Here is a 25180-nt window from a genome sequence, read left to right on the forward strand (position 1 = left end):
TGTGCTACTTCAGCTAAAATGGCACTGAATTCTTATTTTTTCAAGTGATACATTAAAATTTCATAGGGTGTCTTTCCCTTAAATGCACCATGTGGTCTATCAAAGTTATAAAAGTCTTCCCATTGCTTTATTTTTTTGTTCAAATCCACGTCGTCGGAGTAGTCCAATAGTTGATAGAACTCCTTTTTGTCCGTGAGGTGCGACCGTTCCACCTTTCCATTGAGCTGGGGTCTTCCGGGCTTTATATAACGGTGCTCCATGCCAAGGTCCTTCACATGCCAATTGAACTTGGATTGGAATTCATGCCCATTGTCGGTTTGGACGGTATGGATTCGGAACGGGAACATACCGACCACATAATCCATAAAGTCAATGGAACTTGATTGGTTGTGCCTTTCATATACTTTCAACGCTCTGATACGTGTGCAATCATCAATCGCCGTGTACTGATACCTTTTTATCTTTTTTCCTTCTTTGGTGTGGAAAACCAAGAACTTGACGTCTACTTGAACATGGTGGCCCGGGGTTTTCTTGGCATAGCGTTTAGGTCCCATCGCTTTTCTGGTAACGGCTCGTTCGAGCGGCTTGATACCATTCCTTTTCAGGGTTCTGTAGACACTTGATTCAGAGACATTGATACTGTGATATCTTTCCAAATACCATTTGATGCGCCATGTGCCAAGTTTGTATTCCTTTCTAAGGTCCAATATCAGATCAACCGTTTTCTGATTGATTCTATTGGGGTAGGTATCAGCTTCCCTCTTTTTCCTTAAAAGACCCTTTGCTCCATGTTTGTCAAACTTTCTTTTCCAATTAAAATAGCTGCTCCTGCTAACATTGAACATTTCACAGGTCTCCTTGACCTTTCCATAATCTTTTGCAAATTCAAGTACTCTTAGTTTGAACTTCCATCTTAAGTATTGCTCAATTTCTCTTGTCTTTTCCATGTCAAAAGTGTCTCTTGATTTATTATCAAAATAGTACACTTTTAGTTGACGTAGTCACAATAACCATTTTCGTCCAACAAACTGGAAACTTGCCCAGCAGGGGCCACGGGTCCCCACCGAAGGTACTCCCACTCACTGGTCAAGGTCAAATGGATGCCCATATCGTGATCGGGATGTTCTTTTGCATATGCCGCCACTTCGGGCAACCATGGCGTAGGCACCATGATACTGGCACTCTTGACCGACCCATCTGCAAAGGCCTTAAACGTGGCTTGGTTTACGGTATGGATCACGCCCAAATCATCGGCATGAATAATAAGTAGTTTGGCATCGGCAGGATAGCCCAATTGTTCGGCAATTGTTTTTTGGGCAAGTAGATTTGTCCCTATCCATAAAAATGAAAGGGCGATGGTGAATAATTGTTTCATTGGTTCAATCTTTATTTTTGACCCTAGTCAGTAAAAAGATACCGATAATAAAGAACAAGCCCAAAAAGATGGTGCTGTTTCGCATACTACCGGTAAGCTGTGCGACCACGCCATACAAAAAGGTACCGATGATGATTCCTATTTTTTCTGCCACATCATAAAAACTGAAGAAGGAGGTGGTATCTGTGGTTTCGGGCAAGAACTTGGAATAGGTCGATCGAGAAAGGGCCTGGATACCGCCCATCACAATTCCCACAAAGCCTGCTGCGGTGTAAAAATCCATAGGGGTCTGTAGAAAATAAGCATAAACACAGAGCATGGCCCAAATGATGTTGATTACGATCAGCGTTCGTATGTTGCCGAAAGCCTTGGAGCACCACGCCGTTACCGTGGCCCCAATAATGGCTACCAATTGAATGACCATAATACTAATGATCAACCCTGTGGTGCGTTCACTGTCCGAACCCCATGCGATTTCCTCTTCCCCAAAATAGGTGGCGATGAGCATGATGGTCTGCACCGCCATACTGTATACAAAGAAGGCTCCCAGATAACGTTTCAATTTTGTGTTTTCCCCCAATTGGTGCCATACACTTTTCAACTCTTTGAAACCGTTCAGGATAATATGCTGTCTTTCTCCCTCCCTTTTGTACCCTTTCGGAAGATTGGCAAACGTGTATTGACTAAAAAGTATCCACCAGATACCCACGGAAATAAAGGAGTATTTCATGGCCTTGATCTCGGCAACCTCTCCCCCATCATTGGTGATGCCAAATACATCCGGTTTCATGACCATGGCCAAATTGAATACCAACAGGATGACACTTCCGATGTAGCCGAGGGAAAAACCTTTGGCACTGATACCGTCTTGCTGTTCGGGAAAGGCAATATCCGGCAAATAGGAATTGTTGATGGCAAAACTCACCCAAAACCCCACCAATCCAAAGAAATAGCATACCAGTCCGAAGTAAATGTTCTCCAAAGAAAACCAATACAGTCCAATGCAGGATACCGCCCCTAAATAGCAGAAGAATTTCAGAAAAACCCTCTTGTTACCCAAATAGTCGGCAATACCGGAAACTAACGGCGTCACGATCGCGATAAAAACAAAGGCCAATGAGGTAACATAACTGATCAAGGGGGCCCGGGCAATCTCTCCGCCAAAGATGGTCACCTTTTCAATCCCGGCAACCCTAAAAAGGGCACCGTAAAATATGGGGAAAATGGCCGAAGCGATCACAAGACTGTATACAGAATTGGCCCAATCGTAAAATGCCCAAGCATTCAACAATTTTTTACTTCCCTTCATTGCCAATACCTGTGCCATGTGTCTTGTTTTAAAATAAAAATGTCATCTCGAATACCTTTTGGAGAAATCCTATTCAAAAGAATCAGATTTCCCGCTCTACTCGAAATGACATGATCTGTTTTTTGTTTGTTTCCAACTTATTTGAACGATGTTACCCCAAACTTTCTAGCTTCCTGCTTTGCAGCTGGGGCCCATGCGGTCAAATTACCGATCCTGGTATCATTGGAGGGGTGCGTGCTCAAAAATTCAGGTGGTGACTGCCCCCCGGATTGGGCTTTCATACGTTCCCACAGTTTGGCCGCTTCATCAGGATTGTATCCTGCAATGGCCATTATCTGCAACCCTATCCTGTCTGCCTCGGTTTCATGGCTTCTGCTAAAGGGCAGCATGACCCCCAGTTGTGACCCCAATCCGTAGGCCTGCATAAAAGCATTCTGGACTTCCGGTGATTTGTTGCTCGTAGCCGCAGCAGCTCCAAGTGCTCCTATTTGTTGAAGGGTACCAGCACTCATACGCTGTGCCCCATGATCGGCCAAAGCGTGAGCTACCTCATGGCCTATCACTACGGCTATTCCGGTTTCATTTTGGGTTATCGGCAAAATTCCAGTATAGACCACAATCTTGCCACCTGGCATACACCACGCGTTCACGGTCTCATCTTGTACCAAATTGTATTCCCATTGGTAATCCTTCAAATACCCAGGATAGCCATTGGCATCCAACCAACGTTCTGCAGCAGAAGCAATCCGTTGCCCTACCCGGGTAATCATTTGGGCATCCGTGGTGCCCTTCACCACTTTGTTCTCGGACAAAAACTCATCATACTGGGCAAATGCCATCGGAAACATTTGGCTATTGGAGTAAAAGTTCAAGGTGCTCTTTCCTGTGAACGGATTGGTTTTACAGGAAACAACGGCCAAAAATATCGCTATGGTAAGAACTAACCTTTTCATATCGCTAACAGTGTTTAGTCTATGTAAATTACAAAAATTTATTTTCCAAATATGTGAAGCTCGGTGAAATCCTTACTGACCTCAATGGAATTGTTCCCGTTCAGTTTGATGTCTTTCAAATCCACTTCCTCGTTATCCAATTCCACCGTACCAATGGTAAATGGAAGCCCGTGCAGGGTCAACTTGAATTTTTCGTACGGGGTGATATAATTACCATCCTTGAACTGTTGTATGATTAGTTCGTTTCCTTTTCCCGTCAATCTGAACCTACGAAGACTGTATCTTCCTTTTTTATAATCGTACCCATCCTGTTGGTCCTCATATACGATGGAGTTTTCCGTTCCTTCCTTAAAGTAAACGTCTATCCCCAATTCTGTGATGGTCTTTTCTCCCACATACTGCTGAACAGGATATTTGGGAATCATGGCCCCTGCCTTTACATACAATGGAACCCTATGGATTCCGGCGGGGACCCACCTTTCCATACCTCCTGGAACCAATTCATCGGTCCAATAATTGTACCAATCACCTTTCGGGAAGTACATTCTTCTACCTTGGGCGTTGGGCTCCTGGACGGGGCATACCAACATTTGCTCGCCAAATAGAAACTCATCTGTACGGAAATGGGTCTGTTGGTCTTCCTGATCATAGAACACCAAGGATTGCAACATGGGCAGACCATCTTTGATGTACTTGTAGAACATGGTGTACAGATAAGGTAACAATTGGTACCTCAACTCGATAAATTCCTTGACAATGCCTGTAATTTCTTCCCCAAAGGACCAGGGTTCCTGATCTCCATGGTCCCCGCTGGAATGCACTCGGCAAAACGGATGAAAAATGGCCAATTGGATCCAACGTGCAAATAGTTCACCGTTGGGTTGTTCGGCGAAGCCGCCAATATCGGACCCCACAAAAGAGTACCCACTCATGCACATGCGTTGCATCTGTACATTGGCGATCCAAAGATGCTCCCACGTAGCCACATTGTCCCCTGTCCAAGTGGCACAATAGCGTTGTGTTCCCGAGTAAGCTGCCCGCGTAAGCACAAAGGGCCTTCTAGGAAAAGTGAATTTTTTCACACCTTCATAAGTCGCCCTTACCATCTGCATGCCATACACATTATGTGCTTTTCTATGGCTGCAGGGATGGCCATCATAGTCATGGCGCACATCCAGATTGGCGGTCTTTGTGGGCACTTCCATCACGGCTGGCTCGTTCATATCGTTCCAGACGCCACGAACGCCCATTCCGGCAATCATTTCTTTGTATAATCCGGCCCACCATTCACGGACATCAGGGTCCGTAAAGTCGGGAAACTTACATTCCCCAGGCCAAACTTTCCCCTTAAAATGGGGACCATCTGCCCTTCGGCAGAAAAATCCATTATCCATGGCCTGTTGGTATACCCAATAATCGCGGTCGATCTTGATTCCCGGGTCGATCATGGTGATTACCTTAAAACCTTCTTCCTCCATTTCCTGAATCATTTTCTTGGGATTCGGAAAATAGCGGTTGTTCCAAGTAAAGCATCTAAACCCTTCCATGTAATCGATATCCAGATAAATGGCATCACATGGTATTTGATGTTCCCTAAAAGTGGAAGCGATCTCCCTGACCTTACTTTCGGGATAGTAGCTCCATTTGGATTGATGGAACCCCAGTGCCCACAAAGGTGGAAGTTCCGGAACACCTGTCAAATCGGTATACGACTCCACTACATGGCTCATTTTTGGGCCATAAAAAAAGTAGTAGTTCATTTCACCACCATCGGCCCAAAAACTGGTCACGTTCCTTTTCTCGTTGGCAAAATCAAAGTAGGTACTAAAAGAGTTATCGAAAAAAATACCGTAGGCAATGCCTTCCTTCAATCCCACATAAAAAGGTATGGCCTTGTACAAGGGTTCCTGGTCCTTGCCAAAGGCGTAGGAATCGGTTACCCAGTTATTCACCCTTTTGCCTTTCAGGTTGGTATGAGAGGCCTTATCCCCCATTCCATAAAAGCTTTCACCGGAATGGCAGACCTTGCTCATTTTAACAACATTGCCCCCATAGTCAAAATTTTCCTCCCAATGGAAACCCAGCTCTTCCTCGCTCAGCACAACATCATCCATATCCACAATCTGGACCTTAAGGTCCGATTTGTTCACATAGATCTTGATCTTGGAAGTGGTGATCACGTATTCGGGAATCTCTTCCTTTACCGAAAGCTCGTTGTACCCCAAGTTCACATCTTCGCTGATGGCATATGAAAAATCGGGCTCGAAGACATATTCGGTAGCGTAGCGGAATCGAACCACGCTATCGCGTAAAATGGTTATCTGAAGTATCACCCCGTTTTGGGTGGTGAAGTATATCTTGTCGTTTTCCTGTTTAAAATCGACTATATGGTTGGGCAATTGATTGCCCCTTCTCTCTATTTCCGTGTTGGTTATCATCTCTAGTCAATTGAGGCTAACAAAAGAAATACATTAGTCCGAATAATGAAAAAGATGTTTTAAACATCCATCAACTATAACGTTATAGTATGTTCACTACCTGTACACCACCACCGATAATGGCGGCAGGGTCATCACAACGGACTGCTCGTGGCCGTTCCATGGGGTCTTCGCAGGTTTCATGGTTTTCTTGCCCATACCACTGCCCGAGTACTTGGTTTCATCACTATTGAAGACCAATTTCAAGGTAGACGTCTTTGGCACGCCAACCCTATAGTTCTCACGCGGAACAGGTGTAAAGTTACAGGCTACAATGAGGTCGTCCTGGGGGTCGTTCCCCTTTCTGATAAAGGTAATGACCGTGTTTTCCCTATCGTTATACTCTATCCATTGGAACCCATCGGGGTTGAACTGTTTTTCATACAAGGCCGGATTGCTTTTGTACATTTTGTTCAGATCTTTGATGGCCTCTTGGATCCCTGAGTGAAAATCGTATTGGGTCAAGTGCCAATCCAGACTTTGTAAAAAGTTCCATTCCGAAGATTGTCCAAATTCCCCGCCCATAAACAACAGGTTTCCCCCTGGATGCGTGAACATATACCCGAACATCAGCCTCAGGTTGGCAAAACGTTGCCATTCGTCGCCCGGCATGCGGTACAAAAGCGAATTTTTACCATACACCACCTCATCATGGGAAAGGGGCAACATAAAATTCTCCGTAAAGGCATAGGTCAAGCTAAAGGTGATGTTGTTCAGATCATAAGATCTATAAATAGGTTCTTTTTTGAAGAATTCCAACGTGTCGTGCATCCAACCCATCATCCATTTCATCCCAAAGCCCAATCCCCCGTAGTGCACTGGCTTGGTGACCCCTGTAAATGCGGTGGATTCCTCTGCAATGGTCTGGATACCCTTGAAACTGGCATACACTTCTTGGTTCATTTCCCTAAGGAATGACAGGGCCTCTAGATTCTCATTATTACCATACATATTGGGTTCCCATTCGCCATCTTCCCTCGAATAATCCAGATAGAGCATGGAGGCAACGGCATCTACCCGTAACCCATCCACATGGTATTGATCTAGCCAAAATATGGCATTGCTGATCAAGAATGCCCGCACTTCATTTCTTCCATAATTGAAGATGAGACTTTTCCAATCGGGGTGGTACCCTCTTCTTCTATCGGGATGTTCGTAAAGGTGGGACCCATCAAAATACCCAAGTCCATGGGCATCTTCAGGAAAATGGGAAGGTACCCAGTCCAATATCACCCCAATGCCCTTCTGATGGAATTTGTCCACCAAAACCTTAAAATCCTCTGGCTTTCCAAAGCGGGAAGTGGGCGCAAAATATCCCGTGATCTGGTAACCCCACGAGGGGTCATATGGGTATTCCATCACGGGCATGAACTCCACGTGGGTGAATCCCATCTCATCCACATAGTTGACCAACTCTTCCGCCATCTCCAGATAGGTGAGTGATTCCCAACCGTGTTTTTTCTTCCAAGAACCCAAATGCACCTCGTATACGGAATAAGGACGGTCCAAGCCGTTCTTTTCCTCACGGGTATCCATCCAATCTTGGTCCTTCCATGTATAGGGAGCATCCCAAACCAAGGAGGCAGTGTTCGGGGGTTGTTCACAAAACCTAGCAAAGGGATCGGCTTTTTCGGTCCAAATATCGTTGTTGTGCGAATGTATCTTGTATTTGTATTTGGTGCCTTTGTCCACGCCAGGAATAAATCCTTCCCAAATGCCACTGCTGTCCCAACGCACATTCAGTTCATGTTCCCCGGCATTCCAATAATTAAAGTCCCCGATCACACTTACCGACTTGGCCGATGGGGCCCAAACCGCAAAATAGGTTCCCTTGACACCTTCGACTTCAGTAAGGTGAGACCCTAATTTATTGTACAAACGGAAATGCTTTCCTGCCTTAAAAAGGTCAATATCGAAATCCGTGAAAAAGCTGTGTGAAACTACCTTGGACATAAAAGAGGGTTTAGTACATACAATAATACACATCTTTGGGCAAGAATCCGATATTGACAACTTCTTTACCCATTAAAACAACATTTTTTAAAAAATGGAACGCTTTTTGATTTTCTTGCAGAGACAAACAAAAATGAAGACAAATCCAAAATCCAAAATCATGAATAAATTTAGTACAATTCTAGGAGCCGTTTTAATAATGTTCACCGTGGCCTGCGAAGGCCCACAAGGCCCTCCCGGGTATGATGGGTTGGATGGCCTAGATGGTCTAGACGGCCAAGATGGTATCCAAGGACAAGTTGTAGAGGTGGAAGGGGTTAATTTTGATTATGATGCCGGTTCCAACCTATTCAGCACCTTGATTACTTTTTCCGACATCACCAATTTTGAAGTGTTCGAATCCGATGCGGTTTTGGTATACCGTCATGATGGTGTAATCGACCTAACCGATGGTTCCACCGCCGATGCCTGGAGCCAATTGCCACAGAATTTCTTCCTTCCCGGAGGTACCATGCAATATGTTTTTGCCCACACTTTTGTGGATTTGGAACTTTTTATAGATGGTAATTTTGACCTTTCCACTTTGGACACTGGGTTTACGGATAATCAGATTTTTAGGATCGTGTTTGTTCCCAGCGAATATGCCACCTCTTCCAAGTTGGACACTTCCAATATCGAAAATGTAATGTCCGCTTTGGGTATTAAAGAAGATAAAGTAATGAAATTGGATCTTAATTGATTCCTTCAAAAGTGTTACCTTAAAGTCCCATTGGTTTTCAGTGGGACTTTTTTGTTAAAACACATTTATTTTGAAAGGATACGGACCCAACTACGTCTACTTAAGAAAAAATAGAAACATGGGAAAAAGATTGCTATTGATGGCACTTGTGGTTTTTATTGGCTGCAAGGGCACATCCCAAGAAGAGAAAAAGGAAACAAAACAAGAAACCGCGTACAAAGTCACCAAAACCGATGCGGAGTGGCGTGCCGAATTGACGGACATGCAGTATTATGTGCTTCGTAAAGAAGCTACCGAGAATGCCTTTTCCAGCGATTTGCTCAAAAATAAACAAAAAGGAACCTATGTTTGTGCGGGCTGTGGGACACCAGTTTTCCGTAGCGAGTACAAGTTCGATTCCGGGACCGGATGGCCCAGTTTTGATAGGGAAATTGAAGGCAACGTAGCTTTTGATGTGGATTATAAGATTGGGGTGGCCCGTACCGAAGAGCATTGTGCTGTTTGTGGCGGACATTTGGGTCATGTTTTCAATGACGGACCTAGGGCAACCACAGGAAAGAGACACTGCATCAATGGAGTGGCCCTCAACTTTATCCCTGACGGTAAAAACTAATTACATGGACAAAAAATACGGCGTTCAAAAAACCAACGAGGAATGGCAAAAACAGCTTTCCCGGGAGGAATATTACGTATTGAGACAAAAGGGCACCGAAAGACCATTCACGGGCGAATATAACCTGCATTTTGAGAACGGGGGCTACCATTGCAAGGCCTGTAATGCCAAGCTTTTTGAAAGCAATCACAAATTTGAGAGTGGTTGCGGCTGGCCCTCTTTTGACCAAGCGGTCGAAGGTGCCATCGAGTACATCCGCGACACTTCACATGGCATGATCCGTACGGAGACCCTTTGTGCCAACTGCGGTAGTCATTTGGGCCACGTGTTCAATGATGGTCCAAGGGAAACCACCGGGCAACGCTATTGCATCAATTCGGTGAGCATTGGTTTCGACCCAAAAGATTGATGGGTATGGACTTTCAGGAAAACTATCTGGAAAATGTGAAATTTGAGTTCCATAGGTACAAGACCATGGGGGACAAAACTTTTGCCCAACTTTCTGAAAATGACATCCATTGGACCTATAGCGAAGACGACAACTCCATTGCATTGATCGTAAAACATATGGTGGGCAACATGCTGAGCCGATGGACCCAATTTTTGACCGAGGATGGTGAAAAATCTTGGCGAAACCGTGAAATGGAATTTGAAAATCCCTACTCAACAAAGGAAGAAATGTTATCGGCATGGGAAAAGGGCTGGCAGTGTCTCTTCACTGCTTTGGAGAGTATAAATCCTTCCAACTTCGGGAACAAAATCACGATCCGTGGTCAGGAACACACCATAGTGGAAGCCATCAATAGGCAATTGGCACATTATGCAAGCCATGTAGGGCAAATTGTATTCCTCGGAAAAATGATAAAGGGAAAGGATTGGCAATCCCTATCCATACCCAAAGGGGGCTCAGAGGCCTTCAATCAAAAGATGTTCGGTTCCCCGTAAAGCTGATTTCACAAACAAACTGATTTTTGGTTTTTTTCAACTTGGGATTTGGAGTTTGAATTCCGTACTTTTGCACCTGCCCGCTCTTAGGCAGGCTTCGAATCTAACAACTAAAATCAAGATCTAATGAGCAAGTTCGATGTTATTGTTTTGGGAAGTGGTCCCGGTGGATATGTTGCCGCTATCAGGGCCTCACAATTAGGTTTCAAAACAGCCATTATTGAAAAGGAAAGTTTGGGGGGCATCTGCCTTAACTGGGGCTGTATCCCAACCAAGGCCCTTTTAAAATCCGCTCAGGTTTTTGAATATTTGAAACATGCCGAAAGCTATGGGTTGAGCGCCAAGGAAGTGGATTATGATTTCGGTGCCGTGGTGAGCAGAAGCCGTGGCGTTGCCGATGGTATGAGCAAAGGCGTTCAATTTTTGATGAAGAAGAACAAGATAGAGGTCATCAACGGTTTTGGAAAACTGAAACCAGGCAAAAAGGTGGAGGTAAAATCCGATAGCGGAACCACCGAATACAGTGCTGACCACATTATCATAGCAACCGGTGCGCGTAGCCGTCAGTTGCCCAGCCTGCCACAAGATGGCAAAAAAGTCATCGGGTACCGTGAGGCCATGAGTTTGCCCAAACAACCCAAGAAAATGATCGTGGTGGGAAGTGGTGCCATCGGTATCGAATTTGCCTATTTCTACAACTCCATGGGTACCGAGGTGACCGTGGTGGAATACCTTCCGAACATTGTCCCTGTTGAGGACGAGGATGTATCCAAACAATTGGAAAGAAGCTTCAAAAAGGCTGGCGTAAAAATTATGACCTCCGCAGAGGTTACCAAAGTAGATACTTCAGGAGAAGGCGTGAAAGCTACCATAAAAACTTCGAAAGGTGAAGAAGTACTTGAGGCGGATATCGTCCTTTCTGCTGTGGGGATCAAAACCAATATTGAAAACATCGGATTAGAAGATGTGGGGATTGCCGTGGACCGTGACAAAATCCTCGTCAACGATTACTATCAGACCAATATTCCAGGATATTATGCTATTGGGGATGTTACCCCAGGACAAGCGTTGGCACACGTTGCGTCTGCCGAGGGAATCCTTTGTGTGGAGAAAATAGCCGGAATGCATGTAGAAGCCTTGGATTATGGAAACATCCCAGGTTGTACCTACTGTACTCCTGAAATTGCATCTGTTGGTTTGACTGAAAAACAGGCCAAGGAAAAAGGGTACGACATCAAAGTGGGCAAGTTTCCCTTCTCCGCTAGTGGTAAGGCCAAGGCTGCAGGTAATCCTGACGGTTTTGTAAAAGTGATTTTTGATTCTAAATACGGTGAATGGTTGGGTTGCCACATGATCGGAGCCGGCGTTACCGATATGATCGCAGAAGCCGTGGTAGCCAGAAAATTGGAAACTACCGGCCATGAGGTCCTTAAGGCAGTTCACCCTCATCCCACCATGAGCGAAGCGGTGATGGAAGCTGTCGCGGATGCCTATGGTGAAGTGATCCACTTATAATCTCAACTATGCTAAAGCTTTTTAGGGCCACTGCCATTTTAGAAGGAATTTCCTATTTGTCATTGTTCGGGATGACCATGCCCCTGAAACATTGGGCAGACATTCCCGAGCCGAATAAATATGTGGGCTATGCCCATGGAATTTTGTTCATTCTCTATGTGGTAGTGGCCGTAGTTTTTTGCTGGGAACGCAAATGGAACCTTAAAAGGTTCGTAATCTTGTTTTTGGCCTCTTTATTGCCTTTCGGCACTTTTTATGCCGATAAAAAATATCTTAAGGTTCTAGCCTAAAAAACTCTGGATGGCCAAATCGTAGCTTTGAAGGCCAAATCCCAAAATGACACCTTTTGCCCCCGGCGAAATAAAGGAAACGTGACGGTATTCTTCCCGTTTATGGGTGTTGGAGATATGAACTTCCACCACGGGTGTGGTCACCGCTTTTACTGCATCCCCAATCCCGACTGAAGTGTGGGTATAGGAAGCAGCGTTCAATACGATTCCATCATAATCAAAACCTACTTCTTGGATCTTGCCAATGATTTCTCCTTCAATATTGGATTGAAAATAGGACAGTTCCACTTGTGGAAACTTTGTTTTGAGCTGCCCAAAATAGTCCTCAAATGTAGTGCTGCCGTATACTTCCGGTTCCCTTTTGCCCAAAAGATTGAGATTGGGCCCGTTGATGATCATGATTTTCATGGAACCAAAAATACAACAAAAAGAAAATGGCGGGAATATCCCGCCATTTTATCATATCTTTTTTGGATTCGATTAAAAAGCAAATTGCAGTCCCAATCCAAAGGCTCCTACTTCATTACCGGCATCCCCTAGTCCAACGAAGGGTCTCCAGTCAAAATTCAATACAATGGGCACTCCATTTATCTTATAATCTAACCCCAAATGAGGACGTAAAGCAAATGAATTGTCTCCATCCCAGAGAACAATACTTGGCCCAATACCTAAATACCATCTCAGCCCTGGAGCACCACGGAAAGACTTATGATAGGAATACAATGCAGTAATCATGGTAGCATTGTTTTCGAACAATAAATCGGCCTGACCAACATGGTTTGCCGTAAAAAAATATTTTCCGGTGGCCCCAACAAAAGTTGCATTGTCAAAGGCATCAATCCCTAAACCTAATGCCGCCTTATAACTGGTTTGGGCTTTTGTGATCACAGTGCATAGCATGGCAAATGCCAAGACAAAAAGTAATTTTTTCATTTTTTAGCGTAATTAAATGGTTAATATTCATGGTATTTCTACACTGATTTGGGGTGAAGTGCAGTATACTTTCAATTTCTTCTAAAACAGGAAAAGTAAGCCAAGAGCGACCATGGAAAAATCCACCTCATTGCTCACTTTGATATAGGAAACGTTCAATTCCGTATTTCCTGTAATGTTATATCCTATGGATGGCCTAATATAAAATCCACCGTCCATGTTTTCGTTCAAGGCCAAGGCATAGCCAACATCAGCACCAAACTTAAATTCATAGGTGGGGTACATTCGTATGGCAGCGGCCACAGGTATAAATTGAAGGTCCTCAAATTCATACGTAACAGCGCCACCAGCTAAAGAATTAGATTCGCCAAAAGCATGGATATAACCAGTTGCTATGCCCGCATCGAACAATTCGGAAACACCCCAGTGGTGTGCCACATCCAATCCCAATGCAAAAGTTGAATAATTTGAAGCATCGCCAACGGGTATACCGGCCAAAACACCGGCTTTAAAGTTGCTCCTGTCCACAGTTTGGGCCATGGTCGTTAAACTTACCATTGCCAAGATCACTAGTAAAAATGTATTTTTTCTCATGGTTGATTTTTATTAAGAGCAAAACGCATTCCTAATAAATATAGTGCCCATTTGACTTAAAAATCCTACTAAAATCCAGTTTTTAAATATTAAAATCGATATAATGAATTGATTTGTGACGAAAAGTATGGATTCGAGGGAACCAATAATGAACCCATTTGACCAATTACCCTTTTGGGTTGATGGATATGAAATTCCATTCCCTATGTTGGAACAATTTTGTCATTATCTTTAGTGCATGAACTGGCAGCAGGCAATCCAGGATTACCAAAACTATCTGAAGATAGAACGAGGGCTTTCCAAAAATTCCATTACCAATTATACCATGGACCTCCAGAAGCTTGCAGGGTATCTGGAGGAATTGGAAATTGGTGAAAAACCAGAAAAAATTGACAAGGATACCGTTCAGCAATTCATCTATGACCTTGCCAAAACAGTAAATCCAAGAACACAGGCCAGAATCATTTCCGGCCTGAAAGGTTTTTTCAACTATCTCATCTTTGAAGATTATCGGGAGGACAATCCCATGGAGTTGATCGAGACCCCAAAGATTGGACGAAAATTACCCGATACGCTCTCCGTGGACGAAATCAACGATTTGATCAATGCCATAGACCTATCCAAACCCGAAGGAGAGCGCAACCGGGCCATTTTGGAAACGCTTTATGGTTGTGGACTGAGGGTCTCGGAATTGATCAACCTAAAACTATCCGATCTTTATTTTGACGAGGATTTCATCAAGGTCACCGGCAAGGGAAACAAACAGCGTTTTGTGCCCATCAGCGACTTCAATAAAAAATACATCAACCTATACCGAAACCAGGTCAGGGTACATTTGCCCATACACAAGGAACATCAGGATTTTGTGTTCCTTAACCGGAGGGGAAAACAACTCACCCGGGCCATGATCTTCACCATCATCAAACAATTAGCCGAACAAATTGGGTTAAAAAAAAGCATCAGTCCACATACGTTTCGGCATTCCTTTGCCACACACCTTTTGGAAAACGGTGCGGATTTGCGAGCTATTCAACAAATGTTGGGTCACGAAAGCATTACAACAACGGAGGTATACATGCATGTCAACCGTGTTCACTTATCCAAAGTGTTGAACGAGTTCCATCCAAGGAAATAAATCAAAATTTGATACGGGTACCCATTTCCACTCGTGTTTTGAAACCATCAAAACCAATCTTACTGAAATCTGCCTGACCAAGTGGACGAACGACCCTTCCCTCTATGATCAGACTCGGAGCCGCATCGTATCCCATTCCAAAATAAGCCTCTTGTAATGGAATCGGATTTGGATAGCCCCTACCCTTGTTCAATAAATCCCATTCCCGCTGATGTCCACCAAACAAATAAAATTCTTCATTCAAGTTTTGTTTCAATTGGGCCGAAACAGTAAAACGATCGGCAAAATAATTTCGGTAATGCTCCCCTCCTAAACTTATTTCAGTTCCCTCCAAAACTCTATAATGAAGCCTAAACCAAGCATAATTCGATATTTTGTCGAACGAGGGGTAATCAAATCCTTCAATATACACAGGACTTTCAAGAGAAGTTGGTAACGTACCTAATGACTGACTTTGGGCTTCCTCCAAAAGCAAAATAGAACAGACCGTAATGAAAATAATTCGGAGGTTGGGCATGGCTTGTGTTTTACCACAAATTAGATGATAACACCTTGCCCACCAAGAAGTTTCACCAAACTTTAACGCTGATTTATAAGAAGATGCAAAGCAGTTTAATCCTGCATCAATTTATTGCGGTCCACTTGGTTTTGTTTTTTAAAGGGACGGATGATCAGACGGGCCTCCCTGTCAAATCGGACATAATTGTACACCCAGTTGATGAATACCACTACCCGGTTTCGAAAACCGATCAAAAAATACAGGTGTACAAACATCCATACAAACCAAGCAAATACGCCTTGAAACTTAACTTTAGGAAGATCCACCACTGCTTTGTTTCTTCCTACGGTGGCCATGCTTCCCTTATCCTTGTATACAAATGGTTTCATGGGCTTATTTTCCAACAATCTCACCAAGTTATCTCCAAGGTTCCTGCCCTGTTGTATGGCGGGTTGCGCCATCATAGGGTGACCGTTCGGGAAATCCTCGGTTTCCATCTGTGCCACATCACCAATGGCAAAAATTTCTTTGAAGCCTTCCACCTGATGGAACTCGTTTACCTTCAAGCGATTTCCCCTGCACAGAAATTCCTTGGCATCCAATCCTTTAATGCTGACAGCTGATACTCCTGCAGCCCAAACCAAAGTCGCTGTATTGAACGACGTATCGGTATCCGTGGTCACATGTAGGCCATCATAATCCGCGACCCGTATATTTTTCCACACGTTTACTCCCAATTCTTCCAAAAAACGTTCGGCCTTTCGAGAGGCCACCTCACTCATGGCAGGCAGTAATCTATCCCCTGCCTGAACCAGGTTTATCTGTGCCCGTCTAGTATCAAGGTCAGGATAGTCTTTTGGCAATATCCCCTTTTTGATCTCGGCCAAGGCTCCGGCCAATTCCACACCAGTCGGACCTCCTCCTACAATCACAAAGTTCATCAAGGCGTCCCGTGCGTGAAGATCATCCGTTAGTAATGCCTGTTCAAAATTCTCCAAGATCAAGCTCCTTAAATTCAACGACTGTGGAATGGTCTTCATGGCCATACCCATAGCCTCTATGCCCTTGTTTCCAAAGTAATTGGTCTGGGACCCTGTGGCCACCACCAGATAATCATAATTGATATCGCCTATATTGGTGGATATCTTTCTCTTATTGGTATCGATTTCCAATACATTGGCCAATCGGAAATAGAAATTGGGATAGCCTTGTAATACCTTTCGAATGGGATAGGCGATGGAATCAGGCTCCAAACCACCCGTGGAAACCTGATAGAGCAAAGGCTGAAAATTGTGATAATTGTGCTTGTCCAAAAGGACCACTTGGGCCTCTTTGTCCCTTAATTTTTTAGCTAAGGCTATACCTCCAAAACCGCCACCTATGATGACGAACCTTGGATTGCTGGATTGTGGAATGTTCATGCTAGACATGCCTGCAAAATTACGGAATCCCACACACGTCAAACCATTTTAGGATAGGTTTTTTAGTATCTTTAAGGCCTAACTCAAAAAAACTCCATACAATGAAAAAATTTCTCCCGCTAAGCGCCCTTTTGCTTTTTGGCGCTTCTACCCTATTGGCCCAAGAAAGTAAGGATGATGTATTGAAAGACCTTGATGCCAAGACCAAAAAATATGGCGAAATAGCCCATAATATCTGGGATTTTGCCGAAATGGGGTATTTGGAGGAACAAAGTTCCGGACTCCTGCAAAAAACACTGACCGATGCTGGGTTCACTGTAAAAAAAGGAATTGCGGGTATTCCTACCGCGTTTATGGCCGAATATGGTTCCGGCTATCCTGTAATCGCTATTTTGGGAGAATTTGATGCCCTTCCCGGATTATCGCAACAGGCCGTGCCTGAAAAAGTATCAGCGGGTAAAGCTGCTGGTCATGCTTGTGGTCACCATTTGTTCGGTACGGCATCCACTGCTGCAGCCATTTCCGTTAAAGATTGGCTGAAATCCAATAAAATACAGGGAACCATCCGTTTTTATGGCTGTCCAGCCGAAGAAGGAGGTTCCGGAAAAGTGTATATGGTCCGTGAAGGTGTCTTCAACGATGTGGATATCGCCCTGCACTGGCATCCAGGAGCTGCCAACGCTGCAAGTGCCGGGGCTGCTTTGGCCAACAAATCTGCCAAGTTCAGGTTCCACGGGGTATCCGCTCATGCCGCTGGGGCACCGGACAAGGGACGTTCTGCATTGGATGGTGTTGAAGCCATGGACATGATGGTGAACATGATGCGTGAGCATGTTCCCCAAGAAGCACGTATCCACTATGTAATCACGAATGGAGGAAAAGCTCCTAATGTGGTACCGGATTTTGCAGAAGTCTATTACTATGCCCGTCATTTCAACAGGGATGTAGTTGTCGATATTTTTGATCGTATCGTAAAAGCTGCGGAAGGCGCTGCCTTGGGTACTGGAACCACTATGGAATATGAAATGATCGGGGGCACGCACGAATTGTTGCCCAACCTTACCGTACAGAAAATCATGTACGACAATTTGACCAAAGTAGGTGGCATAACCTATACCGAAGAAGAGAAAGCCTTTGGTGAGAAGATTTCAAAAACCTTGGGTAAAGAAACATTGGATTTGGCCACGGCCGAAAACATTCAACCTTATCAAGAAACTGCCCGAGCCTACGGTTCCACCGATGTAGGCGATGTGAGCTTCACCGTGCCTACTGCCGGATTGGGAACAGCGACTTGGGTACCAGGAACTCCTGCACATAGCTGGCAAGCCGTTGCCGCTGGTGGCATGTCCATCGGCACCAAGGGAATGATGGTAGCTGCCAAGACTTTGGCCCTAACCGCCATGGATATATTTGAAAACCCAAAAACTGTAGAGGCCGCCAAGGCAGAATTGGAGGAGCGCAGAGGAAAAGATTTCAAATATGTTCCGATGCTGGGCAACAGACCTCCAGCCTTAGACTATCGCAAATAAATTCTAGGGGGCTGTAACAAAAACTGCTTTATCCACACATATAAAGCAAACCCACCAACCATTAGTGAATAAAGAACTGGAACATCGCTTTGTGACGGAACTTGAGAACAATCAGAACATTGTTCACAAGGTGTGCAGCCTGTATACAAACGACAAGGATTCGCACAACGACCTGTTCCAGGAAATCACGATACAATTGTGGAAAGCATACCCAAAGTTTCGGGGAGACGCCAAATTCAGTACCTGGATGTACCGTGTTGCCCTGAACACCGCAATAACTCTGTACCGCAAATCCAAGAAAAGGGTCCAGACCCAGGATTATGACTCGGTCATCCATAAGATAAAGGCCAACGAGTATGACGATACAGAGGAAAAACGGTTAAAGTTGATGTACGACGCCATTAAACAACTGGGCGATATTGACAAGGCCTTGGTATTCCTATACCTAGAGGACAAGGATTATACAGAAATCGCCGAAACTTTGGGTATTACGGAAGTAAATGCTAGGGTGAAGATGAACAGGGTGAAAAACAAATTAAGAACCATACTAAATCCGTAGTTATGATGGATGAACTGGAGCTCTTGAAAAAAGACTGGCAAAAAAGGGAAGCCGACCTTCCCAAATTGTCCTATGACCAAATCTATAAGATGATATGGAAAAAATCCTCGTCTATAGTGAAATGGATTTTTTACATCAGTATTCTCGAATTCATTTTTTGGGCGGGTATCAATATCATTTTCAATGACCCGGATTCAATCCAGGAGTTGAAGGACCTCCACATACACAAGGTCATCATGGTACTCAATGTGGTCAATTATGCCATCATCCTATATTTCATCTATAAGTTTTACACGAACTACAAAAAAATCTCCTTTACCGATTCTTCCAAAAAATTGATGAGTACCATCCTCAAGGTAAAACGGACCGTTACGCAGTATGTTTGGTTCAACCTAATCATTTTTACCACATATCTGATCATCAACATGTATGGGGTCCTGCTCTATGGTCCCGAAGGGAAAGAAATTGTGGAAGCCGCCTCCCAAGACGGGAACTCTACCGCATTTTGGGCCATGGTCATTGCCATATCGGTGGTGTTCACGGCCATTATCCTGTTCTTGATATGGCTTTTCTACAAACTGCTGTATGGTATCTTGCTCAAGAGGCTCAGGGAAAACTACAACGAGTTGAAAAAATTGGAAATCTAATTTCCCTTGTAGCTGTATCGCCTTTTTTGGTTTTCCTCCTCATAGGCCAATAACTCGGCTTGGGGAATAACCTTGAGGAAGGATGGATGCTGTTCTATGGCATACTCCAACTTTTCCAGAATGGCATCGATGGACTCATTATCATAATCGATTTCCAACGGTTGCTTGATTTGCATGGATTGCAATATGCCTTTCTTTTTCACGCGCAGTCCCTTTTTGTCAAAAGACCTTCGAAACCCATCGATCACAACGGGAACAACCACAGGTTTGTATTTTTTGATGATATGGGCGGTACCTTTTCTTAGAGGTTTCCAAGGTGTTGTGGTTCCTTGGGGAAAGGTGATTACCCAACCATCATCAAGTGCTTTTCCAATATTGGTAATATCACTGAACTTTACCTGTCTATTCACATCTTGACCACCGGCCCTCCACGTCCTTTCTATGCTAATGGAACCGGCATAGGCCAATATTTTGGTGAGCAAACTCTTTTTCATGGTCTCCTTTGCGGCAACGTAGTAAATGTTCAACTTGGGATTCCATAAATACCCTAGGTTCTTGATATTGTCTTCCCTACCGCTCAAACTAGCATTGAACACATGGAACATGGCCACGACATCCGCAAAATACGTTTGATGGTTGCTCACAAAAAGGACATTGTTCTCGGGAAGGTCACGTATGATCTGGGAACCCTCGATCTCCAAGGTATTGAATCCTTTATAGCGCTGATGGGTCATCATGCCCGCTATGCGGATCAGCCATCGTTTTAAAAATAAGATATGACCAAAAGGATTTGTCTTGAACAGGCCCATAGGGTTTGCTATTGTTGGCAAATTTACAAAATCATGGTCAAAGCACTTGTTGTAAAAGTTCCCTGATTTCACTCAACATCATGGCTGTTGCACCCCACACCGTATAACCATTTAATTTATAAGCAGGTACGTTTATATTTTTTGCATACGAAGTGCTTAAATTTTCCTGAATCAGGTTGGAATCGTCCATAAAATCCCGCAAATAAACCTCTATCAAGCGTTCCACCTCGGTTTCATCCTTTATAAAAGGTTTTGGATTGGCGTAAATTCCCATATAGGGCCTAACCAGAAAATTGCTGGGGGGAATGTACACTTCACTGAGTTCCTTGATTATTTGTACTGTGGAAGGCAGTACCCCGACTTCCTCCTGGGTTTCCCTCAATGCGGTTTCCAACAAGTCCTTGTCCTGTTCTTCCACTTTTCCACCCGGAAACCCGATTTGATTGGAATGTACTCCTTCATATACTTTTCTTAAGATCAACAATAATCTGGTCTGCTGTTCCATATCCGGATAGAAGAGGGCCATCACCCCTGCTCTTTTGGGGTTTGCCTTTTCGATATCGTTCTCCTTGAGCCATTGGATACGCAAGGCCGGTGACATTTTATAATGGGAAACCTCCCCGGGAAGTGGGAGATTTTTTAAATTTAAAGCTCGTTGACAAAATTCATCAAAATTCATGCTGTTGAGACTATCGGCTTTAATGCTAAGTTTACTATCTATCATCTTCATCTCCTGTGGAGAATCACCAAAAAAGGAAAAGGACAAAGTTGGGCAAAAAATCACAAACAAGGATACTGTTTCCCAAGTAGAGCCCTCTTCAAAAGAAGAAGTCGAAAAAGACACCTTCAAACTTACCGAAGAGAATGCCATCGACTTCTTTTTCAACTATAACAAGACCCTGAAGAAAAACAAAGTCAAAATCACCACGACCTTGGGCAGCTTTATAGTAGAACTCTATGATGATGTGCCTTACCACAAAGCCAATTTCATCTATCTGGCACGTCAAAAATATTTTGACAGCACCCAATTCCACAGAGTGGTAAAGGATTTTATTATCCAAGGGGGTAATTCCGATGATAAAAGAACTGCCAGAAAGCGGAGCAAGATTGGGCGGTACCTGCTCCCTCCCGATGCCAAAAAAGGATACAAACATGATAGGGGCACCATTTCCATGCCCAGTAGTGAAAGGGACAACCCACACAAATTGGCTTCTCCTTACGAGTTCTTCATCGTGGTCACCAAACCCGGCTCCTACCATTTGGACGGCTCCTACACCCCGTTCGGACGTGTGATCGAAGGCATGGATGTCGTGGACAAAATCAATCAGGTTCCCGTGGGTGATGGGGACTGGCCATTAAAAAATATTTATATCCTGAAGGCCGAAGTGTTGTGACCAAATCAAAAAAAATCTAACTTAGTTTTGAACGGAACAACTAACTCACAATGATTAAAACTAACAAATTCAGCTACCAAGGTAATGGCCAGACCTTTGAGGGCGTTATTGCCCACGATACCAACCTTGAAGGAAAGCGACCCGTGGTCATGGTCTCCCACACTTGGGTGGGACAATCCCAATTTGAAACGGATAAGGCCGTTGAACTGGCCAAACTTGGCTATTTGGCGTTTGCCGTGGATGTCTATGGCAAGGGCAAAAGAGCCAAAAATGCTACACAGGCGGAAGAATTCATGAACGAAATGTTGGAAGACCGACAAGCTCTTTTGGACAGATTGCTTTTGGCCTTTGAAGAAATCAAAAAACATGAACTGGCCGATACCGATAAAACTGCCATCATCGGTTTCTGTTTTGGCGGGAAATGTGCCTTGGACCTTGCCCGCTCTGGGGTCGATATTAAAGGAACCGTTTGTTTTCACGGTATTTTTGACCCGCCCGGACTGGAACAGGAGGGTGATATTTTATCAAAAATCCTAGTACTCCATGGTTGGGAAGACCCTTTGGCTTTTCCAAAGGACATTGTTGCTTTGGGTTACGAGCTTACTGAAAGGAACGCCATTTGGGAAATGGATGTGTTTGGGCATACAGGTCATGCATTCACCAATCCCAATGCCAACGCTCCTGACCAGGGCATGATGTTCAATCAACTGGCCAACGATCGCTCATGGTTGCGGATGACCAAGTTTTTTGAAGAGATTTTCTCTGGTCATTAAATCAAGGTAAACCGGTTTCCTATAATTTTAGTCAAACTGTGTTACTCTAAGGCTTTCAATGTTTTTATTGTTGATAAGACTTCAGCTACTTTAGCTCTAAGTCCTTCAAAATCCCTTTTTTCCAGAATTTCCTTGGAGATCAGTTGGGACCCCATCCCCACACAGGTGACCCCGGCGGAGAACCAGGCCTTCAGGTTGGCCTCACTGGTGTCCACCCCGCCCGTGGGCATGATGCTCGTCCATGGCTGTGGCCCTTTTATGGCCTTTACGAACCCGGGGCCGTACGTGGAACCAGGGAACAGTTTGATCACCTCCACCCCCAGTTCCTCGGCTCGGTCGATCTCCGTAAGACTGCCACATCCCGGGCTGTACATGACCTTTCTCCGGTTGCAGGCCACGGCAATGTCTTCCCGCAAGGAAGGCGTCACGATAAAGTTGGCCCCTAATTGCATGTAGAACGAAGCGGCCGCGGCATCGGTGATGCTCCCCACCCCCATGATCATGCCCGGTAGTTCTTGGAGCGCATATTTGTTCAGTTCGGTGAACACCTCATGGGCAAAATCCCCTCTCGCCGTGAATTCCATCAACCTTGCCCCACCATCGTAACAGGCCTTCAACACCTGCTTTCCCAATTCCACATCCGGATGGTAGAACAGGGGCACCATGCCCGTTTCCTCCATTTTCCGTGCCACCTCGATCCGTGAATATCTTGCCATATCGTTCTTTTACCCTTGTCCTTTTACTTTTACCTTTTTTACTTTTGTCCTATCTGGCCACCCTTCCGGAAGCATCGCCTCCCATCAGCTTTTCGACCTCATCCACGGTCACCAGATTGGCGTCGCCCACGATCGTATGCTTCAAGCACGAAGCTGCCACCGCAAAGTTAAGCGCTTTCTGGTCATTGTTGGGCCATGTGAGCAATCCGTAGATCAATCCGCCCATGAACGAATCCCCTCCCCCTACGCGGTCCACGATATGCGTGATCTGGTATTCCGGGGAAGTGAACATGTTTTTTCCGTCATACAATACCCCGGCCCAGGTGTTGTGCGAGGCCGATAGGGAACCCCTCAAGGTAGTGATCACCTTTTTGGCGTTGGGGAACTTTTTCATCATCTGCTGGCACACGGACAAAAAGGCCTCGGCCTTTACGTGCTCTCCCTGTGTGGTGATGTCCAGTCCCTCGGGCTTTATCCCGAAATGTTTCTCCGCATCTTCCTCGTTCCCCAGAATAATGTCACAGTATGAGGTCAGTTCCGTCATGATGGCCTCCCGGTCCCCTCCGTATTTCCAGAGCTTGGCCCTGTAGTTCAGATCGGTGGAAACGGTAAGTCCGTGCTTTTTCGCCGCCTTTACCGCCTCGATGCAGGCATCGGCCGCTCCCTGGGAAATGGCCGGGGTGATCCCCGTCCAGTGGAACCATCCCGCCCCTTCAAAAACGCTGTCCCAGTCCACCATGCCCTTCTGGATCTCCGCCATGGCCGAATGGGCCCGGTCGTACACCACCTTGCTCCCCCTGGAAACGGCTCCCGTTTCCAAAAAGTAGATGCCCAATCGGTCCCCACCGAAGATGATCCTGTCCGTGCCTACCCCGCGCTTGCGCATCTCCATCAGGGCACATTCGCCCAGGTCGTTCTTGGGCAACCGGGTGACAAAGTCCACGGGAATGCCATAATTGGCCAGGGATACCGCCACATTGGACTCCCCCCCGCCGTAGACCACATCGAAACGGTTCGCCTGCGAAAACCTTAAAAACCCCGGAGGGGCCAATCGTAACATGATCTCCCCGAACGTGATCACTTTTTTTGTCCCTTTCATATGCTGTTATGTTAGTTGGTTCTTAAAATATCATTTTGTTTGAGAAAAAGAAGAACGTACTTGGGAAAGCGGTACGCTCTTCTTGAAAAACTAAACTAACTCAAACAATCAATTCTTCTATTCTTTTGATTAACTTTTTATTTCGGACACTACTTTTTCTGGGGCGCTTTTGTGCCAATAGGATGCCAGTATGGACCCGGTAATGTTCATCAGCGGACCGAAAACGGCAGGCGCAAGCCCCATGGTGGCGATCTTGCCCAACGTATTGGCGATCCCCGAGGCCAATCCCCCGTTCTGCATGCCCACTTCTATGGATATGGTACGGGCATCCCGCTCGTCCATCCCCACCACCCGTGCGAACCAATACCCCAAGAAATAGCCGAAAAGGTTGTGTGCGAGTACCAAGAGGAGCAACATGCCCCCGATATCCAGCAGACTGTCCCTGCCCGCTGCGGTGATCACGATGATGATCAGGCCTATGGCCAACATGGAAAGCATCGGCATGATGTCATCCAACCATTTGGTCTTGCCGTGCAACAAATAGTTGAACAGCAACCCGGCACCGATGGGCAGGATGATCATCTTGGTGATGCTCCACATCATGGTCAGCACATCGATCTCCACGAACTGTCCGGCCAACAGTTTCATCAACAAGGGGGTGACAAAGGGCGCCAACAAAGTGGCTATGGAGGTGATGGTAATGGACAGTGCCAGGTTGGCCTTGGCCAGGTAGGCCATCACGTTGGAGGCCACCCCGCTCGGGGAGCAACCGATCAGAACGATTCCCGCCGCTATCTCAGGAGAAAAACCGCTGATGTTGGCCAGTACGTAACCGATGATCGGCATGATGGCCAACTGTGCGGTCACGCCCACCAATACCCCTTTTGGGGACTTGATGATCCC

At 45.2% G+C, this 25180-nt stretch carries 28 protein-coding genes; 12 read left to right on the plus strand and 16 right to left on the minus strand.

Features of this window, described 5'->3' with window-relative positions; genetic code table 11:
- Positions 1-32: 32 nt before the first annotated feature.
- From D2V05_RS06240 to glgB, 6 genes are all read right to left on the minus strand, one after another.
- The gene (locus D2V05_RS06240; RefSeq protein WP_119646114.1) at positions 33-947 is read right to left on the minus strand and encodes an IS481 family transposase; all 915 of its coding nucleotides are present in this window, start codon (positions 945-947) and stop codon (positions 33-35) included.
- 41 nt (positions 948-988) lie between these two features.
- Entirely contained in the window at positions 989-1375 is a 387-nt protein-coding gene (locus D2V05_RS06245; RefSeq protein WP_119646783.1) for a ChbG/HpnK family deacetylase, read from the minus strand.
- Positions 1376-1379: 4 nt separating this feature from the next.
- Positions 1380-2702 carry an MFS transporter gene (locus tag D2V05_RS06250; protein ID WP_119641002.1) on the minus strand — a complete coding sequence of 441 codons (1323 nt, stop codon included), beginning with the start codon at positions 2700-2702 and terminating at the stop codon, positions 1380-1382.
- A gap of 119 nt (positions 2703-2821) precedes the next feature.
- A complete protein-coding gene (locus D2V05_RS06255) occupies positions 2822-3637 on the minus strand; it encodes a M48 family metallopeptidase (RefSeq protein WP_119646785.1) in 816 nt (271 codons plus the stop codon).
- Between the two features lie 38 nt (positions 3638-3675).
- A complete protein-coding gene (locus tag D2V05_RS06260; RefSeq protein ID WP_119646787.1) occupies positions 3676-6075 on the minus strand; it encodes a glycoside hydrolase family 31 protein in 2400 nt (799 codons plus the stop codon).
- Positions 6076-6171: 96 nt separating this feature from the next.
- A complete protein-coding gene (glgB, locus tag D2V05_RS06265; RefSeq protein ID WP_119646789.1) occupies positions 6172-8067 on the minus strand; it encodes a 1,4-alpha-glucan branching protein GlgB in 1896 nt (631 codons plus the stop codon).
- Positions 8068-8227: 160 nt separating this feature from the next.
- On the opposite strand from glgB, the gene D2V05_RS06270 reads away from it, so the two are divergent.
- From D2V05_RS06270 to D2V05_RS06295, 6 genes are all read left to right on the plus strand, one after another.
- Positions 8228-8806: a collagen-like protein gene (locus D2V05_RS06270; RefSeq protein WP_119646819.1), complete on the plus strand. Its 579-nt coding sequence runs from the start codon at positions 8228-8230 to the stop codon at positions 8804-8806.
- Between the two features lie 118 nt (positions 8807-8924).
- A complete protein-coding gene (msrB, locus tag D2V05_RS06275; protein ID WP_119646821.1) occupies positions 8925-9419 on the plus strand; it encodes a peptide-methionine (R)-S-oxide reductase MsrB in 495 nt (164 codons plus the stop codon).
- 4 nt (positions 9420-9423) lie between these two features.
- Positions 9424-9828 (plus strand): peptide-methionine (R)-S-oxide reductase MsrB, encoded by a 405-nt coding sequence (gene msrB, locus D2V05_RS06280; protein ID WP_119646791.1) that lies wholly within the window; start codon positions 9424-9426, stop codon positions 9826-9828.
- Between the two features lie 5 nt (positions 9829-9833).
- The gene (locus D2V05_RS06285; RefSeq protein WP_119646822.1) at positions 9834-10364 is read left to right on the plus strand and encodes a DUF1572 domain-containing protein; all 531 of its coding nucleotides are present in this window, start codon (positions 9834-9836) and stop codon (positions 10362-10364) included.
- 126 nt (positions 10365-10490) lie between these two features.
- On the plus strand, positions 10491-11879 hold the full coding sequence (gene lpdA / locus D2V05_RS06290) for a dihydrolipoyl dehydrogenase (RefSeq protein ID WP_119646793.1): 1389 nt from the start codon (positions 10491-10493) through the stop codon (positions 11877-11879).
- Positions 11880-11887: 8 nt separating this feature from the next.
- A complete protein-coding gene (locus D2V05_RS06295; RefSeq protein WP_119640996.1) occupies positions 11888-12169 on the plus strand; it encodes a DUF3817 domain-containing protein in 282 nt (93 codons plus the stop codon).
- Here the strand turns inward: D2V05_RS06295 and aroQ are convergent.
- From aroQ to D2V05_RS06310, 3 genes are all read right to left on the minus strand, one after another.
- Positions 12161-12577 carry a type II 3-dehydroquinate dehydratase gene (aroQ, locus tag D2V05_RS06300; RefSeq protein ID WP_119646795.1) on the minus strand — a complete coding sequence of 139 codons (417 nt, stop codon included), beginning with the start codon at positions 12575-12577 and terminating at the stop codon, positions 12161-12163. The two genes, D2V05_RS06295 and aroQ, sit on opposite strands and share 9 nt — an antisense overlap.
- Before the next feature lie 72 nt (positions 12578-12649).
- Positions 12650-13102: a hypothetical protein gene (locus D2V05_RS06305; protein ID WP_119646797.1), complete on the minus strand. Its 453-nt coding sequence runs from the start codon at positions 13100-13102 to the stop codon at positions 12650-12652.
- Positions 13103-13183: 81 nt separating this feature from the next.
- Entirely contained in the window at positions 13184-13696 is a 513-nt protein-coding gene (locus tag D2V05_RS06310) for a hypothetical protein (RefSeq protein WP_119646799.1), read from the minus strand.
- 238 nt (positions 13697-13934) lie between these two features.
- Between D2V05_RS06310 and xerD the strand changes: the two genes are divergently transcribed.
- On the plus strand, positions 13935-14831 hold the full coding sequence (gene xerD, locus D2V05_RS06315; protein ID WP_119646801.1) for a site-specific tyrosine recombinase XerD: 897 nt from the start codon (positions 13935-13937) through the stop codon (positions 14829-14831).
- Position 14832: 1 nt separating this feature from the next.
- Here xerD and D2V05_RS06320 read toward each other — a convergent pair whose 3' ends face one another.
- Positions 14833-15348: a hypothetical protein gene (locus D2V05_RS06320; protein ID WP_119646803.1), complete on the minus strand. Its 516-nt coding sequence runs from the start codon at positions 15346-15348 to the stop codon at positions 14833-14835.
- A gap of 95 nt (positions 15349-15443) precedes the next feature.
- On the minus strand, positions 15444-16751 hold the full coding sequence (locus tag D2V05_RS06325; RefSeq protein WP_119646805.1) for an NAD(P)/FAD-dependent oxidoreductase: 1308 nt from the start codon (positions 16749-16751) through the stop codon (positions 15444-15446).
- 101 nt (positions 16752-16852) lie between these two features.
- On the opposite strand from D2V05_RS06325, the gene D2V05_RS06330 reads away from it, so the two are divergent.
- The 3 genes from D2V05_RS06330 to D2V05_RS06340 all read left to right on the plus strand — a co-directional run bounded on the left by D2V05_RS06330 (position 16853) and on the right by D2V05_RS06340 (position 19486).
- A complete protein-coding gene (locus D2V05_RS06330) occupies positions 16853-18280 on the plus strand; it encodes an amidohydrolase (protein ID WP_119646807.1) in 1428 nt (475 codons plus the stop codon).
- A gap of 64 nt (positions 18281-18344) precedes the next feature.
- Positions 18345-18839, plus strand: a complete 495-nt coding sequence (locus D2V05_RS06335) for an RNA polymerase sigma factor (RefSeq protein WP_119646809.1) — start codon at positions 18345-18347, stop codon at positions 18837-18839.
- A 2-nt stretch (positions 18840-18841) separates the two neighbouring features.
- The gene (locus tag D2V05_RS06340) at positions 18842-19486 is read left to right on the plus strand and encodes a hypothetical protein (RefSeq protein ID WP_119640986.1); all 645 of its coding nucleotides are present in this window, start codon (positions 18842-18844) and stop codon (positions 19484-19486) included.
- Here D2V05_RS06340 and D2V05_RS06345 read toward each other — a convergent pair.
- Both D2V05_RS06345 and D2V05_RS06350 read right to left on the minus strand, forming a co-directional pair.
- Positions 19483-20295, minus strand: coding sequence for a lysophospholipid acyltransferase family protein (locus D2V05_RS06345; protein ID WP_119640985.1), 813 nt, complete (start codon positions 20293-20295; stop codon positions 19483-19485). The two genes, D2V05_RS06340 and D2V05_RS06345, sit on opposite strands and share 4 nt — an antisense overlap.
- Before the next feature lie 37 nt (positions 20296-20332).
- Complete coding sequence (locus D2V05_RS06350) at positions 20333-20974, minus strand: NUDIX hydrolase (RefSeq protein WP_119646811.1); 642 nt, start codon at positions 20972-20974, stop codon at positions 20333-20335.
- A gap of 22 nt (positions 20975-20996) precedes the next feature.
- On the opposite strand from D2V05_RS06350, the gene D2V05_RS06355 reads away from it, so the two are divergent.
- Both D2V05_RS06355 and D2V05_RS06360 read left to right on the plus strand, forming a co-directional pair.
- The gene (locus tag D2V05_RS06355; protein WP_235855405.1) at positions 20997-21689 is read left to right on the plus strand and encodes a peptidylprolyl isomerase; all 693 of its coding nucleotides are present in this window, start codon (positions 20997-20999) and stop codon (positions 21687-21689) included.
- Positions 21690-21739: 50 nt separating this feature from the next.
- Positions 21740-22462: a dienelactone hydrolase family protein gene (locus D2V05_RS06360; protein ID WP_119646814.1), complete on the plus strand. Its 723-nt coding sequence runs from the start codon at positions 21740-21742 to the stop codon at positions 22460-22462.
- 41 nt (positions 22463-22503) lie between these two features.
- Here D2V05_RS06360 and D2V05_RS06365 read toward each other — a convergent pair whose 3' ends face one another.
- The 3 genes from D2V05_RS06365 to D2V05_RS06375 form a co-directional block, all read right to left on the minus strand.
- Entirely contained in the window at positions 22504-23178 is a 675-nt protein-coding gene (locus D2V05_RS06365; RefSeq protein WP_119646816.1) for a bifunctional 4-hydroxy-2-oxoglutarate aldolase/2-dehydro-3-deoxy-phosphogluconate aldolase, read from the minus strand.
- 49 nt (positions 23179-23227) lie between these two features.
- A complete protein-coding gene (locus D2V05_RS06370; RefSeq protein WP_119646817.1) occupies positions 23228-24277 on the minus strand; it encodes a sugar kinase in 1050 nt (349 codons plus the stop codon).
- 129 nt (positions 24278-24406) lie between these two features.
- On the minus strand, positions 24407-25180 hold a 774-nt coding region (locus D2V05_RS06375), incomplete at its 5' end, for a bile acid:sodium symporter family protein (protein WP_147378241.1).

The organism is Flagellimonas pelagia (assembly GCF_003584135.1).
Taxonomy (GTDB): Bacteria; Bacteroidota; Bacteroidia; order Flavobacteriales; family Flavobacteriaceae; genus Flagellimonas; species Flagellimonas pelagia.